This is a genomic window from Flavobacterium gossypii (genome assembly GCF_014138495.1).
Taxonomy (GTDB): Bacteria; Bacteroidota; Bacteroidia; order Flavobacteriales; family Flavobacteriaceae; genus Flavobacterium; species Flavobacterium endophyticum.
This window is the reverse complement of the sequence record NZ_JACJIS010000001.1, coordinates 82,554-98,491: the sequence shown is the minus strand read 5'-3', so window position 1 is coordinate 98,491 and position 15,938 is coordinate 82,554. Positions and strand designations below refer to the sequence as shown.

Sequence of the window (15,938 nt, the reverse complement as noted above, 5' to 3'; positions counted from 1 at the left end):
GTCTTAGTTTTTTATTGCTTCAAGACTTGCTTTGAGTTGTGCCAGTAGATCGTCTGTAGCCTCTTTTTTTGCTTTAGGTTTTTCTGCTGATTCTTCTTTTTTTGCGGGCTTGCCTTTTTCTTTTGATTTTTTCCTGATAATTTTCAGCAATTCGTCCTTGTAAGTGTCTTTGTATTTTTCGGGCTCGAATTTGTCGGTAAGCTGTTCGATAATGTTCAATGCCATATCGAGTTCTTTTTTGGCAATTTTTACGTCGTCTGGAATTTTTGCTTCGGATGGGCTGCGCAGGTCTTGATCAAAACGAATTTGTATGAGCAGGATGGCGTTGTCTTCGACCTTAAGGATTCCGAGATGCTCGGTATTTCGCAGCACAAATTTTGCAAGGCCGACCTTTCCCGATTTCTTTAGAGCCTCTCGAAGCAGGGTATAGGTCTTTTTGGCTTCTTTGGCAGGTTCTACGATATAGGGCTTTTCAAGGTATTGGGCAGGAATTTCTTTTTCGAGCACAAATTCAAAAACATCAATGGTTTGTGTCTTTTCGGGCATGGCTCTGGCAAAGTCTGATTTGTCGAGCACCACATAGTCGCCATTTTCTTTTTTATAGCCTTTGGCAATTTCGTCCCAAGGCACTTCTTTTCCGTCTTTTTTGCAGACGCGGACAAATTCGATGGCGCAATGGTCTTTTTTACGAATCATATCCAGGTCAATCCGATGCGTGACAGCACCGCTGTATAGGCGAACGGGTATATTGATCAGGCCAAAACTGATGCCTCCTTTCCAAATTGCTTTCATATGATTTGATTTACAACTACTTAAATTTATTGCTTTTTGGCCAAAAATGATAGGGCTTTAACATCCCTTTCACGTGTAAGGGTAATAAAAAAACGGAGACCTTTAGCCTCCGTTTTTGAATTGTATTAAGATTATTCTGGATTAGTATTCGATCCTGTGCGCTTCTGGTCGCGTTTTGTCTGCTGCGGATCATCGTCAGCATCTTCATCATCCGTCAGCGAATCGTCATCGTCATCATCATCGTCATCAAAACCATCGTCTAGAAAATCATCATTGTCTTCTTCTTCCTCATCGTCGTTATCGAAATTTCGGTCTTGATCAAATGTATTATTGCGATCTCTGTTTAGATCAGGATTGTCAATTTCTCGTTTGCCGTTTCCTCTTATTTGTTCTCCATTAAGAGGATGGCTTGGGCTGTTCTGTCCCCAGAGCAGCTCTTCGTTCAGATCGTTATATTGTGTTCTCATAGCATCATTTTTTTAGTTATTCTTCAGTTTCGTCTATATCATCGGCCGCATCGAAGTTAATCGTGTTGTAGGCGGCTTCGGTCAAGGTAACGTCAGCTTCTTTTTCTTCGTTTAGCGTGATTTCCAGAAGTCGTGCGGCTTCATCTTCGCCTAACGTTTTTGCAAAAGCGCAGAGTGTTCCGTAGCTGGCAATTTCATAATGTTCTATTTTTTGGGAAGCCGCTATGATTCCGGCATCGCGAACAGCGCCTGGTTCTGTTTCTTCTAGAATGCCTTCGCCTTCTTTGATAAGGCCTTCCATGGCATCGCATTTTTTGGCTGTGGCTTTTTTGCCGAGCGTATCAAAAACCTCCTCGAGTCGGGTAACTTGTTCTTTGGTGACTTCTAAATGGTCTTCGATTGCCGCCTTTAGGTTTTCTGAAGTAGCGTTTTTAGCCATTTTAGGAAGTGCTTTCGTGAGCGCTTTTTCAGCCCAATAGATATCCTTAAGTTGTTCCATAAGCAATTCTCTCAATCCATCGGCAGCATTTGCTTTTGGTTTCACAGATTTTGCACCAGAGCTCGGGCTTTTTGCTGTCGATTTTGAGGCACTTGAACTGTTTTTAGAATTGCTGGATTTAGCTGTGGTTGTCCTGCTATTTTTTGCAGCAGAAGAATTTGAATTTTTCATAATTGCTTATTTTTTAGTTGATCTATTCTCAAAGTTCCAACTTGAACAAGCATTTTTACTTATACAATTGATTTTAATTTTTATATGTTTGGCTAGATTGTAAGGTGTTAATATTAAATGGTTTATAGAATAGTATCAAACGATGGTATCTATAAATGATTCTGTATCGTGAGAACCGTATTTTTCAAGATGGTTTACAAAATGACTGCCTAGTATAGCGCCTTTTTGGAATTGTGTAGCCTGCTTGAAAGTGGTACTGTTGCTGATTCCAAAACCTATAATTTGCGGATTTTTAAGTTTCAGGGAAGCAATCCTTTCAAAATACGCCAGCTGCGTTTCGTCAAATGCTGTCCTGCTTCCGGTAACGCTCGAACTGCTGACCATATAAATAAAGGCGTTAGAAGCTTCATCAATTAGTCTTATCCTGTCGTCAGAAGTCTGCGGCGTGATAAGAAAAATAGGCGCGAGATGGTAGCTTTCAAAAATAGATTTGTAGTCGGACAGGTAGACTTCTAAAGGAAGATCGGGGATAATCAATCCGTCAATTCCTATTTCTTGGCATTTTTTGCAGAAGTTTTCTACGCCAAACTGCAGTATCGGATTGAAATAGCCCATGATCAATAATGGAATCTTGACGGTTTGGCGGATGTTTTGTAATTGCTCGAAAAGCAGCTGCGTTGTCATTCCGTTTTTTAATGCTTTTGTAGAGCTGGCTTGTATCGTCGGTCCGTCGGCTAAAGGATCGCTGAACGGAAGGCCGATTTCGATCATGTCAACTCCTGATTTCTCTAAATTTTCGATAATGACTTTTGTATCGTCTAGATTCGGGAAGCCAGCCGTAAAATAGATGGAAACTAGCTTTTTGTTTTCTCTTAGTTTATCTTGGATGCGTTTCATGTTCTAAAGCTTAAAATAGTTGATATAGGTAGTGAGGTCTTTGTCACCGCGGCCAGAAAGATTGATGATCACAATATCTTCGGGACGGAATTTTTTGCGTTCCAAAACGGCTAGGGCATGGGCGCTTTCAATCGCAGGAATTATGCCTTCTAGCTGTGCCAGTTCTATTCCGGCTTGCATGGCTTGGTCGTCTGTTATCGAAAGAAACTCGGCGCGCCTGCTTTCAAACAGATGGGCATGCATCGGACCGATTCCGGGATAATCTAAACCTGCCGAAATGGAGTAGGGCTCTGTGATTTGTCCGTCCTCTGTCTGCATTAAAAGGGTCTTGCTTCCGTGAATGATGCCGATCTTTCCGAGTGCCGAAGTCGCAGCGCTTTCTCCCGAATCGATTCCTTTTCCGGCGGCTTCTGCGGCAATAAGCCTTACGTCTTCATTTTCTAAGAAGTGATAAAATGCTCCTGCTGCGTTGCTGCCTCCACCTACGCAGGCAATGACATAATCTGGGTTGTGACGGTTTTCCTGCTCCATCAATTGCAACTGCATTTCTTCTGAAATCACGCTCTGGAAACGGGCCACCATATCAGGATAGGGATGCGGACCGACCACAGAACCGATAATATAAAAAGTAGCTTCGGGATTGCTGATCCAGTCCCTGATGGCTTCATTGGTAGCATCTTTTAGGGTTCTAGATCCGGAGCTTACGGGACGGACTTCGGCTCCTAGCATTTTCATTCGGGCAATATTCGGAGCTTGGCGCTCGATATCAACTTCGCCCATATAAACGATGCATTGTAGTCCCATCAAGGCGCAGACCGTTGCTGTCGCGACTCCATGCTGTCCGGCACCGGTTTCTGCAATAATGCGTTGCTTTCCTAACCGTTTTGCTAGCAATATCTGTCCGATGGTATTGTTGATTTTATGGGCTCCGGTGTGGCAAAGATCTTCTCTCTTGAGATAGATTTTTGCGTTGTATTTTTCGGACAGTCTTTTGGCCAAATACAAAGGCGTCGGCCGGCCCACATATTGCTTGAGCAGGAAGTGAAATTCTTTTTTGAATTCGGGTTCTTGGGAAATCTTGAGGTAGTTTCGACGCAATTCTTCTACATTCGGGTAGAGCATTTCGGGAATAAATGCGCCTCCGAAACTGCCGTAATATCCTTTTTCGTCTGCGTTATAATTTGTGTTCATGATTTTCTTTTAGTTGTTGTATAAATTCTTTTAGCCTGGCGACATCTTTTAGTCCGAGACTGGTTTCGAATCGGCTGTTGACATCTATCGCGAAACACTTTTTGGAATAGTCTTTTTGGAAGAATTCGAATAGCTTTTTGGTATCTTCTCTGCCGATGCCGCCGCTCAAAAAATACTCTTTTTCTAAAGCGTAATTTTCTAAGATATTCCAATCGAAAGCAGTTCCGTTTCCTCCAAAATGCTGTCCTTTGGTATCGAATAAAAAATAGGAACAGGAATCTTTGTACTTTTCTAAAATGCTAAAATCAAAATTGTTGCCGAGTGCAAATGCCTTGATTACTTTAGCTCTTGTGAAGCTTTCTATTGCGGTACAAAATTCAGGCGTTTCATTGCCGTGCAGCTGGATAAAATCGAGGTCGTGCTTTTGTGCTTTTTCTTGAATTTCTGGAAATGAAGCATTGACAAAGACGCCTGTCTTTTTTATTGCGGGACTGATTTTGGGTATTTCGGCTTCAAAATAACGGGGCGATTTTTCATAGAAAATAAAACCCATAAAATCAGGCGCCAGCAGGCCAATTTCCTGAATGTTTTCAGAAAACTTCATGCCGCATATTTTTAGCTGTATTTGCTTTGTCATAGGTTGGAATTGATTTCTTTGATAAACTTTTCAAGAGCTACGCCAGGGTTGTCAGTCTTCATAAAGCTTTCGCCGACCAAGAATCCTTCAAAGCCATATTTCTTGAGCTTTTGGATGTCTTCTGGAGTATTGATGCCGCTTTCTGATATCTTGATAAAGTCATCAGGAATAGCAGCGGCCAATTCAAAGCTGTTGGTTAGGCTGGTTTCGAAAGTTTTAAGATTCCTGTTGTTTACGCCAATCAGATCAAGGCTGGGCATCATTGCTTTTTCCAGTTCTTCGTGGTTGTGAATTTCCAGCAAGACTTCTAAAGAAAGGGATTGGGCAAATTGCGAAAGCTGCCTGATTTCTTCTCGGGTCAGCACAGCGGCTATCAGTAGGATGGCATCGGCTCCGTGCGACTTGGCTTCTACAATTTGATAGGTATCGACAATAAATTCTTTCCTCAAAAGGGGCAGAGAAACGGCAGCCCTTGCCAATTGAAGGTCTTCGAGCGAACCGCCAAAATACTTGGCATCTGTCAATACTGAAATTCCAGAAGCACCGCCTTTTTCATATCCTTTTGCGACTTCTTCTACTGAAAAACTATTATTTATTATAGCTTTTGAAGGTGAACGACGCTTATGCTCGGCAATGATTCCTGCTGATTTCTTGATGTGTTCAGACAGCGAGATTGTATGCTTTCCAAATAGATCGGAACTTTCTAATTGTTGGATAGAAATGATGCTTTTCTTTAAGGCGACTTCGCGCTTTTTGTCGGCAATTATTTGGTCTAAAATAGTCATGGCTATCGGCTTAAGTGTTGCAGTTTTTTTAATTTTTCTAAGGCTTTTCCGCTTTTGAGGCTCTCTTCGGCTTTGTGATAGGCCTCCGCCAGCGAATTGTTTTCTACAGTGCTGATTGCTACAGCAGCATTGGCGCAGACGACTTGGTTTTGGGCTTCTGTTCCGTTTCCGGAAATAATCTCATGGAACAGCTGTGCTGCTGCTTCGACAGTAGCACCTCCTTTTATAGTGTCAGGATTCAGTGCGTGCAGGCTGAAATTTTTGGGACCGATAATGGTTTCGGAAGCCTTGCCGATGATTTTTGCATCGCCCGTCAACGAAATTTCGTCGTAGCCTTCAAGGGAATGCAAGATGGTATAGTTTACGTCGGTATTTTGGTATAAATAGGCATACATCCGAGCCAACTCTAAGCTAAAAACGCCGACGGTCTGATTTCTCGGAAATGACGGATTTACCATAGGGCCTAGCATGTTGAAAAAAGTCTTGATACCCAGCTCCCTGCGGATCGGGCCTACATTTTTCATAGCGGGATGGAAGAGCGGGGCATGAAGGATGGAAATATTTGCTTCTTCGAGGCATCGTCTTAAAAAAACAGCATCATTGCTGAATTTTATGCCGAGATTTTCCATCACGTTACTAGAACCGGAAATCGAGGAAACACCATAATTTCCGTGCTTCGCGACTTTAATTCCGGCACCTGCCGTTACAAAAGAAGCTAGGGTAGAGATGTTGAAGGTGTCTTTTCCGTCGCCGCCTGTGCCGCATAAATCAACCGTATTATAATCGGAAAAATCAATCGGAATGCAGAGTTCTAATAGTGCTTCTCTAAAACCGGATAATTCGTCTATCGTAATGCTCCGCATCATAAATACGGTTAGGAAAGCCGAAATCTGGCTCGGATTGTAGTGTCCCGAAGAAATGGCTACCAGCACAGATTTGGCTTCTTCTTTGGATAGGGTTTCGTGACTTATGAGCCTGTTGAGTATGATTTTCATTGTTTCTATTTTTAAATTGACATGGACTAATTGTTGCTTTTAACTGTCGAGCCAATTTTTTAGGATTTTTTTTCCATACGGCGTCAGGACGCTTTCGGGATGAAACTGTACGCCTTTTATATCGAATTTTCGATGCCTTAACGACATGATTTGTCCGTTTTCATCAGTAGACGTTATTTCTAATTCATCGGGAAAATTTTCTGCTGAAATGACCCAAGAATGATAGCGGCCGACTTCAAATTCTTCTGGAATTGAATTAAAAAGCGTTTCGTCTTTTACTGAAGTTTTTACTTTAGATGAAATGCCATGAAAAACTTTATCTAAGTTAATTAAGCTTCCGTCATAAACTTCTCCAATGGCTTGCTGACCGAGACAGATTCCCAATATGCTTTTGGTTTCGGCATAGTGGCTGATGACTTGTTTTAGGAGACCCGCTTCGTCTGGAATTCCAGGGCCAGGAGAGAGTAATATTTTATCAAAAGCTTGCAGTTCTTCGATTTCAAATTCATCATTTCGGAGCACAGTTACTTCTCCTGATAATTCTTCTAGATAATGGACAAGGTTGTAGGTAAAACTGTCGTAATTGTCGATGATAACTATTTTCATTTCCTTGATTTTTAGATGTTTTCGGCCAGATCCAATGCTTTGGTCAGCGCTCCCAATTTGTTGTATACTTCCTGCATTTCGCTTTCTTCGTCGGAACTTTCTACGATTCCGGCTCCTGCTTGATAATGGAGCTGATGGTCTTTGCTCAAGAAAGTGCGTATCATGATGGCATGGTTAAAATTGCTTTTAAAATCCATAAATCCAATGGCTCCGCCGTAAAATCCGCGGTTCGTTTTTTCAATTTTCTCAATAAGCTGGAGGGCTTTGTGCTTTGGAGCGCCGCTTAAGGTACCGGCTGGAAAAGTGCTGGCTACCAAACTCATGGTGCTTGATTTTTCTTTTACTGTTCCGGTTACTTTTGAAACGAGATGGATGACGTGGGAGAAGAATTGTACTTCCTTGTACTTTTCCACTTGAACGCTGTGGCAATTTCGGCTCAAGTCATTTCGGGCAAGATCGACAAGCATGACATGTTCGCTGTTTTCTTTTTTGTCTTCGGAAAGTTTTTTGGCTAGGACGGCATCTAGCTCATCATTTCCAGTTCTTTTGAAAGTTCCCGCAATGGGATGGATTTCGGCCTTGCGGTTTTTGACGATTAATTGTGCCTCTGGGGACGAGCCGAAGATTTTGAAATTGCCATAGTCAAAAAAGAAGAGATAGGGTGAAGGATTGATGTTTCTCAAAGCTCTATAGACATTAAATTCGTCGCCTTTGAAATTTTGCGTAAAGCGTCGTGATAACACAAGTTGAAATACATCGCCGCGATGGCAGTGTTTTTTTGCCAATGCCACGTTTTCCTTAAATGTACTATCGGTCAGGTTTGAAGAAGGTTTTCCTTGCTTGGAAAAGGAATAGGAAGCAAAATTCTTGGCCAACAGCAGCTGTTCGATTTCGGAAATATTGTCCCTGCCGTCCAGGCTGTGGCAAAAGATATAAGCTTCATTTTTATAATGATTGATGGCGATGATGTTTTGGTAGATGGCATAATAGATGTCGGGAATTTCCTGACCGTCTGGCTTTGGGCTGATCGTAATCTTTTCGAAATGACGTACGGCATCGTATCCGATATAGCCAAACAAGCCGTTGTTGATGAACTTGAAGTTGTTTTTTTCTTCTTCAAACTGCGAAGCAAAGTCTTGGATGGCCTGAGCAACTTCGGTTGTATTCTCGATTTGTATTTCGTGAGAGCTTCCGTCGGGATAAGTCTTCAGGATATTATTACCCGCTATTTTTATGGAAGCGATAGGATTGCAGCAGATATACGAAAAGCTGTTATCGCCGCCATGGTAATCGCTGCTTTCTAATAAAAGGCTGTTTGAAAATTTATCTCTTATTTTCAGATAAACGCTTACTGGCGTTATGGTGTCTGCCAAGATTTGCTTGTGTTTTGAGTGTAATTTATACATTTTCATATGTTCAGTTTTGGGAATAAAAAAAGGCTTGTCGTGATGACAAGCCTTAAATATTTGGATTTAAAAAATACAGATAGCAGGATTCGCTCACGAAGTTCGACGTAAGTTATTCCACCACCAAGTATTGTTTAAAATGCAGTTCATGTGAATGATTATTGTGGCAAATGTATAAATGTTTTTTTAATACGGCCTATACTTTGGCTTAAATTTAAAAAAGAACTGCTTCCGTAATGGAAGCAGCTCTAGTTTTTTTGGAGTATTATCGTTTATCAAATACTAGTTCGACACTACCGGCTCTATTGAATGGAACGCCATCGCCATCGCGGTCAGGATACGTTGTCAAGACAGTGGTTTGTGTCAAGGTGTTGCCATTGTTGGATCTGGCAAAATTTAAGGTCACGTCTGTACCATCTTCTTGCTCGTAAGTAACCGTTATGGTATTGTTACTCGCTGTCCATGTTCCTGTTACGTCGTTTTGTGCACATACGGCTACTCCGGTATTGGTATCAATCAGGATATAATCGATTTCATACGTAAACGTATTGTCCGAATTAAAACTGATTTTTCTATCGTCATAGCAGTTGCTTTCATCCATCTGGTTTGTGGATTCTGTTCCGTCTTCGTTAAAATCTGTTGCCGCTCCTGTGTTGAACTCTGTCAGATCATACGTTCCAGCGATAGCTCCCGAATTGTTGTTGTTCGAATCATCATCACTTGAGCAAGCTCCTAAGCTGATGGATAGGATTGCCATAGCTAAAAATTTTCCTTTTTTCATAACTTGTGTTTTTTTGGTTTAGTTAATTGTACTAGCATTTTTACAAATGTCAAAATTACCTACTGTTAATTGTTTACATTATTGCTAATAAAAGTTATATGATTTTTAATTTATGTTAATAAATGTTAATTATTTAAGAATATAGCGGTGTAAACTTTAAAAAACACGAAATTAATAGTGCTTTGAAAAACAGCACGTTAAAACTTGGTTAAATGCCAATAAGAAATAAGACGGAATTCAATTTTTAGCTCTAAATTTATATGTGAAGAAGTACTAAATTATTGAAAATGAAAGCACAAGAAATCCTTTACCGCGTATCTAATTTGGAAACGAATATGGGAACAACCGAAAGAGTCGTTTCTGTTTTGTCGGGCTCTGTATTGCTCTATGATGCCATTGCGAAAAAGCCCAAAAGTATGCCTGGAGCTTTATTGGCAGGATTTATGATTTTTAGAGGAGCCACAGGATATTGCCCTGGCTATGATACCTTAAACAAAGCAAAAGTCGAAAAGACTCCGATTATCAACATCAAGATCCAGATGAATATCGATAGGCCTGTTTCTCAGGTGTATGGGTTTTGGCGCGATTTAGAAAACCTGCCTTTATTTATGGAACATCTCGAAAGCGCAGTACTCTTAGATGAAGAAACTTCGGAATGGAAAGTAAAGATTCCGGGAAATATCGGGCAGCTTACATGGAAAGCAGCGATTATTAAAGATGAAGAAAATAAGGAAATCAGTTGGCGTTCGTTTTCAGATTCTATTATCCACAATATAGGGAAAGTCCAATTTTATGATAATGGAAAATCAGGCACAAAGATGCAAGTCATGATTTCGTATCAAGTTCCGCTTGGAAAAATAGGAGAGACGGCAGCCAAGGTATTGAATCCTATTTTTGAAAATATGATAGAAAATGATATCAAAAGGTTTAAAGAATATATTGAGAACCAACAGCCTTACGATTTGCTTCCCATATCCTTTTAATAAAATCCCCATCATGAAAATGATGGGGATTCCAAAACAAATAATAAACCTCAAAAAATAAATACAAATCAAGAGTTCTTGAATTGAAATTTTAGATGATTTTTATTATCGGCTATTTTAATAGATTTTCCAATTCTTATTATTCCAAAGTTACGATTGCAAAACCTAAAATCGATTATATAATTATCCTTAAGTTTTATATAAAATTATAAATAGATCAACAAACTTTACTAAATTATTTCAAATGGAACTTCTAAAAATCTGCGTTGCTGCTTTTGCGGCTACAAATATTACCCTATTATTCAGCCAGTATGTTTCGGAACGGTTCGGCCAAATTTTTAAGGAACCTTTGGTATTGGGCCTTATCTTGTCAAGGATAGGAAGCAATGTTACTCTTGAACGTAAGAAAGTTTGGGAACAAGCTTTCCGCTATCTATCCGGACTTTTTATCGTCTTGTGCTATCATTATATCTGGACGCATACGGATATTGATCCTACTTGGTTCAGTGGTCTTATTTTTGGAATTATCACTGGCCTTGCGGCCGTCGGCTGCTGGTATTTTCTTTTTAAGTTTTCTGTAGTTTCCAAAGTGCGTTTTAAAGAATACTACCTGCCACTTTTTGCGACTTATATTTTGTTTGCTTTATCGGTTATTGTTATTTATAGGCTGTTTGGCCTTTTCCAATAAAAAAAAACACGGCTTTTGGCCGTGTATGATTGGTCTTAAATAGGTTGCTTGCTTATTGCGGCATGGCGCTTTCGTCCATATACGCTATTTCCCAAAGATGTCCGTCTAGGTCTTGGAAACCGTGGCCGTACATCCAGCCATGATCCTGCTTGTCATTTGGTGCAGAACCGCCTGCTGCTATTGCTTTCTTCACCATATCGTCTACGGCTTCGCGGCTTTCTGCAGAAAGGCAGATGATGGATTCTGTATATTTAGAAGTATCACAGATTTCTTTTTTGGTGAAATTCAGGAAAAAAGGCTCGGTTACCAACATTACGAAAATAGTGTCGCTGATAATCATGCAGGTCGCATTTTCATCGGTAAACTGCAGGTTAAAAGTATAGCCTAGCTTTGTGAAAAATTCAATCGATTTGTTCAGGTTTTTTACGGGAAGGTTTACAAAAATTTGTGTTGTCATAGTTCTCTTTTTTTTATTTATTACTTTTTCTCATACTCATAATTGATCATCCATTGGATGCCAAATTTGTCGGTAAACATGCCATATAAGGCACCCCAGAACATATCGTCTAGCGGCATTTGTATTTTGCCTCCTTCAGAAAGTTTTGCAAACAAGTCTCTCGTCTGCTGTTCAGAATCGGTATTGATTGAAATGGACATACTGGTTCCGTTTTTGACTTGTTCCATCGTTTCCGGAACATCCGTTCCCATAAGCATATTGCCACCGATTGGAAGGGCGATATGCATGATTTTGTTTTTGTCTGTCTCAGGCATTTCTTCGCATCCAGGAGTATCTCCAAATCTCATTATTACTGCGAAGTCGCCGCCAAAAGCTGCCTTGTAGAAATTAAAGGCATCTTCTGTGTTGCCATTAAAATTTAAATACGTGTTAATCGTTGCCATTTTGATTTAATTTAATTGTTCGTAATTGATTGAAATTGTTTTATTCTTCTAATACTGAAAGTATATTTCCTGCCGGGTCTTTGAACCAAGCAATCAACGGACCGCCGCCTCTAAAGATTCCCTTTTCATCGGTTGGCGTGCCGTCAATAACATAGTGTTCGAATTGTATGCCTTTTTTAGAAAGCTCTTCTACTGCCTTCTCGATATCAGGCACTGGAAAATTAAGAATCGTAAATGTGGCGGGCTCGTGGTTTTCTTTCGGATAGATTAGTATCGAAGTGCCGGCCGTTATTTTTAGCGTTACTATTCCTTCCATTTCCGGATCTTCTTCTACTTCCAATCCTAAGATCTCGCCGTAAAATTTTTTGGCTTTTTTACTGTCATCGACAGAGAAACCGCTGAATGCTTTGCTTTTATGTAACATGGCTATTGTTTTAAAGATTTACATATCATCATATCGTAGGGCATCATAGCCTAAAAGTCTTCTCCATAGTGCTATCTGGCCTATGCAGTTTGCTTCGCGGTAGATAACGAAAGTGATTAGTTCGTAATGAGACATTACCATTCCTTGCATCATTTCAAATTTTTCATCTAGCTTTTCATCGGTTACTTTAGACAATAGCTCCTGCAATATTGGACTGATTTTGTTCCAGTCCTGTAAGAATTGCGATAAAGGCGGATATTGTACATTGTCTTGTATGCCTTTACCATCCTTAAATAAGCTCTCCGCTTGTTGCTTTTCTGTATAGCCTAATAGGTTTGCGACTTCGTAGCGTTGCTGTACCAAGCTTCCTGCCAACCAAGCAATGTGGTTGGCTTTGGTGTCTAATCTTTTATGGGCATCTTCATCCGAAATTTTCTCTAAAGCTCTCTCGAAAAAAAGCGTCTGCATGTCGTATAAGACAAGCAAAGAAAACATCCTGCTACTTGTGGGCTTGATTTTCATATTGATATTTTTTAGTATTAAAAATTGAATTAAATTCCTTCTTTTATAAGGTTTGATAAAATTAATTCAAAAAATAAGCATAAAAGGTGTGGGTTAAAGTCATTATGAGGGGGGATTTAAGACAAAATATTTTATATTTGTTCTTCCTAAAAAATTAGCTATGAAACTAGGTATTTTGCTTACACAAGAACACAGGCTTTTGAGCGTTGCAGCGATGCTAGACGTCTTTGAAACCGTCAACAGATTTTATCTGCAAGACAATCTTCAGCCTTATTTTGACATCAGCCTTCTCCATATGGAAGAGGTAGCACAGACGTATTCTGAATATAACTTGCGGCAGCCGGATTCAGATACAGTATATGATATTTTGCTCATTCCGGCATTCAAGCAGGATATTATTCCGAGAGCCGTTACCTTGAACCGACATTGGATTGTCTGGTTGCGGGAGCAGTATGAAAAAGGAGCCTCGATAGCCAGTTTCTGCACGGGCGCTTTTCTTTTGGCTTCTACAGGCTTGCTGGATAACAAGCCTGCAACAACCCACATCAATGCAGAATATGCTTTTGCGAATGCCTTTCCGGCGGTTGACCTGAAAGTAGATGCCGTGGTTACCGAAGAAGATAGGGTGTATACAAGCGGAGGCGCCACGAATAGTTTTCACTTGATGATGCGTCTTATCGAAAACTTCTGCAGCAGAAAGATGGCTGTGAAAACCGCCAAGATATTTTCTATCGATCTTGACAGAAACCAGCAGACCTATTTCGGGACTTTTACTCCAGCCGAAGACCATGGCGATGATCTGGTGAAGCAGGCGCAAGATGTCATCAAGAAAAATTTTAGAGAGGCAAATACAATTGAAGAAATTATTACGGATGTTCCAGCCAGTAGGAGAAATTTGGTAAGGCGATTCAAGCAGGTGACAGGCATTACGCCGATTGAATACCTGCAGAAGACTAGAATTGAAGCCGCAAAGCAGATGCTAGAACATTCAAGGCAGAGCGTTATGGAAGTAATGTTTGAGTCGGGCTACAACGATTTGAAATCATTCCGAAGCCTATTCAAGAAAAATGTAGGAATGACTCCGACGGCTTATAGAGAAAAGTTCAACAATCTTGTTGCCTGATTATTTTACGGGAAGGTATACTAAAAATTGTGCCCCGACGCCAGGCGTGCCTATGGCGCGAATAAACCCGTCGTGCTTTTGAACAATCTTTTTGCATATGGCAAGGCCGATTCCAGTGCCTTCATAGTCGGTTTTGCCATGTAGCCTTTTAAATAGTTCGAAGATTTTTTCTTCGTATTCTTGCTGGAATCCGATTCCGTTGTCTTCAATATTTATTTTCCAGAATTGCTTTCCGGCAAATTCTTCTAAAGAAACTATTTCAGCATTTATCTTTATGACAGGGTCGATGTCTTCTCGGCTGTATTTTATGCCGTTAGAAATTAAATTAGTCAAAAGCTGCTGAAACTGAATCGGAATTACAGGAAGCGTAGGCAATTTGGCTACTTCAATGCGGGCATTCCTTTTCTCAATAATATCGATCATGTTATTTTTTATCTCGTCAATTACGACATTCAGATCGGTAGGAACTAAATGAATCTCAGAAGCATCCATGCTTGAATAGTTGAGCAATGATTCGATTAAGTTCTGCATACGATTCGCCGCATTCGTGATGCTTTGGAAATAACCAAGCGAAGACTCGCTGAAATTAGACTTTTCACGAAATAGGATACGGCTGGCAAACAGCTGTATTTTACGGAGCGGCTCTTGCAAGTCATGAGAAGAAATATAAGCAAAGGAAGCCAGTTCGATATTCTGTCTTTCCAGCTCTTTGTTTTTCATCTCCAAAAGCTTTTCATTCTGGAGGCGCTCAAATTCCATCTCGCTTCTCTTGGCAGCTATTTTCAACAGCGATTCGATATACGATATGTCGCATATCTCGGTTTGGTGCAGCACGGCTATTAGGCCGATTATTTTTCCCGATGAACTAATCAACGGATGGGCAATATAACCTTCGGCATTTAGCTCTGCTAATGTCCTGCTATCAGGAAAGAGTTTTTGGCTATTGTTAGGATAATGCGTGTTGTTTCCTTTTATGACTTCTTCACAAGGACCGCCTTTTAAGAGGTATTTGAAATTATCCGTAACCTTTCCAAAAGCTATTACAGAAACGCTTTTGATACACTCTTCTCCTGATTCTTCTGTAATGACTTCGCCAAGAAGCACATAGTCCATCTTTGTTTTAGCGGCTATTTCAAGCAGTAGGGAGTTGAAAAAATCCTGACCGCTTCCATAGGAGTAAAAGCTTTCCGAAAATTCCGTAAGCAGTTGCTGTTCGAGCTCCTTGTTCTTATTTAAAAGAAGCGAATTGATGCCTTCGATTTCTAGGGCAGCAGTTTTTTCTTGAGTTATGTTTTTTGAGGTTACGGCAACAGAATTGCCTACTTTTTCGATCGTGGCATTGAACCATATAGTAGTATTGTTATGCTCAACAGAAATTTCGTAACTATCAGGAATTCCCGTTTCCATACAAGCGGCCATTCTTTCAAAGATTCCGTTTTCAAAGATTCCAGGATAGACTTCTCGGCATGTCTTTCCGATTACTTGTCCTGGCTCAAGTCCGAAGTTTCTGGGTACTTCTGGATTCGTATACGAAATCTTGAAGTCGCCAATCGTGCCGTCTTTTTGATATACGGCTTCATAGCTTGCAATTCCATAGTTTGTAGAATTTAGCACAGATTGGAGAAACGACTGCAGTTGTTCGGCCTCGCTGCTGATATCATTCACGGCCAAAAGAAGGAATGTTTCTTCTGACAATTCGATGGAATCAATATTCAGCAGTAATTTGCTGTTCTCTGAATTTTTGGCATACCGGAGTTCGTAATTTTGGATAGTTCCTTTTGTTTCCAGAGTTTCTAAAAGAAGCTTGGACAGAGTAGTAATATCAAAAGTGTCATGTCTTATTTCCAGAAAAGACCTTCTCCCGTCGCTATCAGGCTCTGACAAGCTGAATTTGTTATTGAACGCAACATTGGAATATACTACTTTTAACGCCTTATCAAGCAAAAGCATAGGCTCGTGTGCCGATGCTATGATTTTTTCGATAGCAGAATAGTTTTTGGATGCCGGCATAGTAATGTCAGAGTTAGAGGGTACAACAAAGTTAAGAAAATCTTAAATTCATAAGCAGAAG

At 40.3% G+C, this 15,938-nt stretch carries 19 protein-coding genes; 3 read left to right on the top strand and 16 right to left on the bottom strand.

Annotated elements, in window-relative coordinates:
* Positions 1–3: 3 nt before the first annotated feature.
* From ku to GGR22_RS00420, 11 genes are all read right to left on the bottom strand, one after another.
* Positions 4–792, bottom strand: a complete 789-nt coding sequence (gene ku / locus GGR22_RS00470; protein WP_182492146.1) for a non-homologous end joining protein Ku — start codon at positions 790–792, stop codon at positions 4–6.
* A gap of 131 nt (positions 793–923) precedes the next feature.
* Complete coding sequence (locus GGR22_RS00465; RefSeq protein ID WP_182492145.1) at positions 924–1,259, bottom strand: hypothetical protein; 336 nt, start codon at positions 1,257–1,259, stop codon at positions 924–926.
* A gap of 16 nt (positions 1,260–1,275) precedes the next feature.
* The gene (locus tag GGR22_RS00460; protein ID WP_182492144.1) at positions 1,276–1,929 is read right to left on the bottom strand and encodes a YciE/YciF ferroxidase family protein; all 654 of its coding nucleotides are present in this window, start codon (positions 1,927–1,929) and stop codon (positions 1,276–1,278) included.
* 135 nt (positions 1,930–2,064) lie between these two features.
* Complete coding sequence (gene trpA / locus GGR22_RS00455) at positions 2,065–2,826, bottom strand: tryptophan synthase subunit alpha (RefSeq protein WP_182492143.1); 762 nt, start codon at positions 2,824–2,826, stop codon at positions 2,065–2,067.
* A gap of 3 nt (positions 2,827–2,829) precedes the next feature.
* Complete coding sequence (gene trpB, locus GGR22_RS00450; RefSeq protein WP_182492142.1) at positions 2,830–4,017, bottom strand: tryptophan synthase subunit beta; 1,188 nt, start codon at positions 4,015–4,017, stop codon at positions 2,830–2,832.
* A complete protein-coding gene (locus tag GGR22_RS00445; RefSeq protein ID WP_246336902.1) occupies positions 4,001–4,654 on the bottom strand; it encodes a phosphoribosylanthranilate isomerase in 654 nt (217 codons plus the stop codon). The genes trpB and GGR22_RS00445 overlap by 17 nt, the downstream gene beginning before the upstream one ends.
* Positions 4,651–5,439 carry an indole-3-glycerol phosphate synthase TrpC gene (trpC, locus tag GGR22_RS00440; protein ID WP_182492141.1) on the bottom strand — a complete coding sequence of 263 codons (789 nt, stop codon included), beginning with the start codon at positions 5,437–5,439 and terminating at the stop codon, positions 4,651–4,653. The genes GGR22_RS00445 and trpC overlap by 4 nt, the downstream gene beginning before the upstream one ends.
* Positions 5,440–5,441: 2 nt before the next feature.
* Complete coding sequence (gene trpD / locus GGR22_RS00435; RefSeq protein WP_182492140.1) at positions 5,442–6,434, bottom strand: anthranilate phosphoribosyltransferase; 993 nt, start codon at positions 6,432–6,434, stop codon at positions 5,442–5,444.
* A gap of 39 nt (positions 6,435–6,473) precedes the next feature.
* The gene (locus GGR22_RS00430) at positions 6,474–7,040 is read right to left on the bottom strand and encodes an anthranilate synthase component II (protein ID WP_182492139.1); all 567 of its coding nucleotides are present in this window, start codon (positions 7,038–7,040) and stop codon (positions 6,474–6,476) included.
* An 11-nt stretch (positions 7,041–7,051) separates the two neighbouring features.
* Positions 7,052–8,452 carry an anthranilate synthase component I family protein gene (locus GGR22_RS00425; RefSeq protein ID WP_182492138.1) on the bottom strand — a complete coding sequence of 467 codons (1,401 nt, stop codon included), beginning with the start codon at positions 8,450–8,452 and terminating at the stop codon, positions 7,052–7,054.
* Positions 8,453–8,711: 259 nt separating this feature from the next.
* Positions 8,712–9,227: a lipocalin-like domain-containing protein gene (locus tag GGR22_RS00420; protein ID WP_182492137.1), complete on the bottom strand. Its 516-nt coding sequence runs from the start codon at positions 9,225–9,227 to the stop codon at positions 8,712–8,714.
* Positions 9,228–9,514: 287 nt separating this feature from the next.
* On the opposite strand from GGR22_RS00420, the gene GGR22_RS00415 reads away from it, so the two are divergent.
* Positions 9,515–10,210: an SRPBCC family protein gene (locus GGR22_RS00415; RefSeq protein ID WP_182492136.1), complete on the top strand. Its 696-nt coding sequence runs from the start codon at positions 9,515–9,517 to the stop codon at positions 10,208–10,210.
* Between the two features lie 244 nt (positions 10,211–10,454).
* Positions 10,455–10,898, top strand: coding sequence for a hypothetical protein (locus tag GGR22_RS00410; RefSeq protein WP_182492135.1), 444 nt, complete (start codon positions 10,455–10,457; stop codon positions 10,896–10,898).
* 52 nt (positions 10,899–10,950) lie between these two features.
* Here the strand turns inward: GGR22_RS00410 and GGR22_RS00405 are convergent, their stop codons facing one another.
* Genes GGR22_RS00405 through GGR22_RS00390 form a run of 4 tightly spaced genes read right to left on the bottom strand, consistent with a single transcriptional unit; the run spans position 10,951 to position 12,744 of the window.
* On the bottom strand, positions 10,951–11,355 hold the full coding sequence (locus GGR22_RS00405; protein WP_182492134.1) for a VOC family protein: 405 nt from the start codon (positions 11,353–11,355) through the stop codon (positions 10,951–10,953).
* Between the two features lie 20 nt (positions 11,356–11,375).
* On the bottom strand, positions 11,376–11,798 hold the full coding sequence (locus tag GGR22_RS00400; RefSeq protein WP_121374440.1) for a VOC family protein: 423 nt from the start codon (positions 11,796–11,798) through the stop codon (positions 11,376–11,378).
* A gap of 40 nt (positions 11,799–11,838) precedes the next feature.
* A complete protein-coding gene (locus tag GGR22_RS00395) occupies positions 11,839–12,222 on the bottom strand; it encodes a VOC family protein (RefSeq protein WP_182492133.1) in 384 nt (127 codons plus the stop codon).
* A gap of 18 nt (positions 12,223–12,240) precedes the next feature.
* Positions 12,241–12,744, bottom strand: a complete 504-nt coding sequence (locus GGR22_RS00390; RefSeq protein ID WP_182492132.1) for a DinB family protein — start codon at positions 12,742–12,744, stop codon at positions 12,241–12,243.
* 160 nt (positions 12,745–12,904) lie between these two features.
* Here GGR22_RS00390 and GGR22_RS00385 point away from each other — a divergent pair, with 160 nt between their 5' ends.
* Positions 12,905–13,867 carry a GlxA family transcriptional regulator gene (locus GGR22_RS00385; protein WP_121374437.1) on the top strand — a complete coding sequence of 321 codons (963 nt, stop codon included), beginning with the start codon at positions 12,905–12,907 and terminating at the stop codon, positions 13,865–13,867.
* Here GGR22_RS00385 and GGR22_RS00380 read toward each other — a convergent pair whose 3' ends face one another.
* The gene (locus GGR22_RS00380) at positions 13,868–15,877 is read right to left on the bottom strand and encodes an ATP-binding protein (RefSeq protein ID WP_182492131.1); all 2,010 of its coding nucleotides are present in this window, start codon (positions 15,875–15,877) and stop codon (positions 13,868–13,870) included.
* Between the last annotated feature and the right edge of the window lie 61 nt (positions 15,878–15,938).

Bases quoted from the DNA above. Each gene is read 5' to 3' on its own strand.
- ku (WP_182492146.1), bottom strand. From the start codon at position 792: ATGAAAGCAATTTGGAAAGGAGGCATCAGTTTTGGCCTGATCAATATA.
- GGR22_RS00465 (WP_182492145.1), bottom strand. From the start codon at position 1,259: ATGAGAACACAATATAACGATCTGAACGAAGAGCTGCTCTGGGGACAG.
- GGR22_RS00460 (WP_182492144.1), bottom strand. From the start codon at position 1,929: ATGAAAAATTCAAATTCTTCTGCTGCAAAAAATAGCAGGACAACCACA.
- trpA (WP_182492143.1), bottom strand. From the start codon at position 2,826: ATGAAACGCATCCAAGATAAACTAAGAGAAAACAAAAAGCTAGTTTCC.
- trpB (WP_182492142.1), bottom strand. From the start codon at position 4,017: ATGAACACAAATTATAACGCAGACGAAAAAGGATATTACGGCAGTTTC.
- GGR22_RS00445 (WP_246336902.1), bottom strand. From the start codon at position 4,654: ATGACAAAGCAAATACAGCTAAAAATATGCGGCATGAAGTTTTCTGAA.
- trpC (WP_182492141.1), bottom strand. From the start codon at position 5,439: ATGACTATTTTAGACCAAATAATTGCCGACAAAAAGCGCGAAGTCGCC.
- trpD (WP_182492140.1), bottom strand. From the start codon at position 6,434: ATGAAAATCATACTCAACAGGCTCATAAGTCACGAAACCCTATCCAAA.
- GGR22_RS00430 (WP_182492139.1), bottom strand. From the start codon at position 7,040: ATGAAAATAGTTATCATCGACAATTACGACAGTTTTACCTACAACCTT.
- GGR22_RS00425 (WP_182492138.1), bottom strand. From the start codon at position 8,452: ATGAAAATGTATAAATTACACTCAAAACACAAGCAAATCTTGGCAGAC.
- GGR22_RS00420 (WP_182492137.1), bottom strand. From the start codon at position 9,227: ATGAAAAAAGGAAAATTTTTAGCTATGGCAATCCTATCCATCAGCTTA.
- GGR22_RS00415 (WP_182492136.1), top strand. From the start codon at position 9,515: ATGAAAGCACAAGAAATCCTTTACCGCGTATCTAATTTGGAAACGAAT.
- GGR22_RS00410 (WP_182492135.1), top strand. From the start codon at position 10,455: ATGGAACTTCTAAAAATCTGCGTTGCTGCTTTTGCGGCTACAAATATT.
- GGR22_RS00405 (WP_182492134.1), bottom strand. From the start codon at position 11,355: ATGACAACACAAATTTTTGTAAACCTTCCCGTAAAAAACCTGAACAAA.
- GGR22_RS00400 (WP_121374440.1), bottom strand. From the start codon at position 11,798: ATGGCAACGATTAACACGTATTTAAATTTTAATGGCAACACAGAAGAT.
- GGR22_RS00395 (WP_182492133.1), bottom strand. From the start codon at position 12,222: ATGTTACATAAAAGCAAAGCATTCAGCGGTTTCTCTGTCGATGACAGT.
- GGR22_RS00390 (WP_182492132.1), bottom strand. From the start codon at position 12,744: ATGAAAATCAAGCCCACAAGTAGCAGGATGTTTTCTTTGCTTGTCTTA.
- GGR22_RS00385 (WP_121374437.1), top strand. From the start codon at position 12,905: ATGAAACTAGGTATTTTGCTTACACAAGAACACAGGCTTTTGAGCGTT.
- GGR22_RS00380 (WP_182492131.1), bottom strand. From the start codon at position 15,877: ATGCCGGCATCCAAAAACTATTCTGCTATCGAAAAAATCATAGCATCG.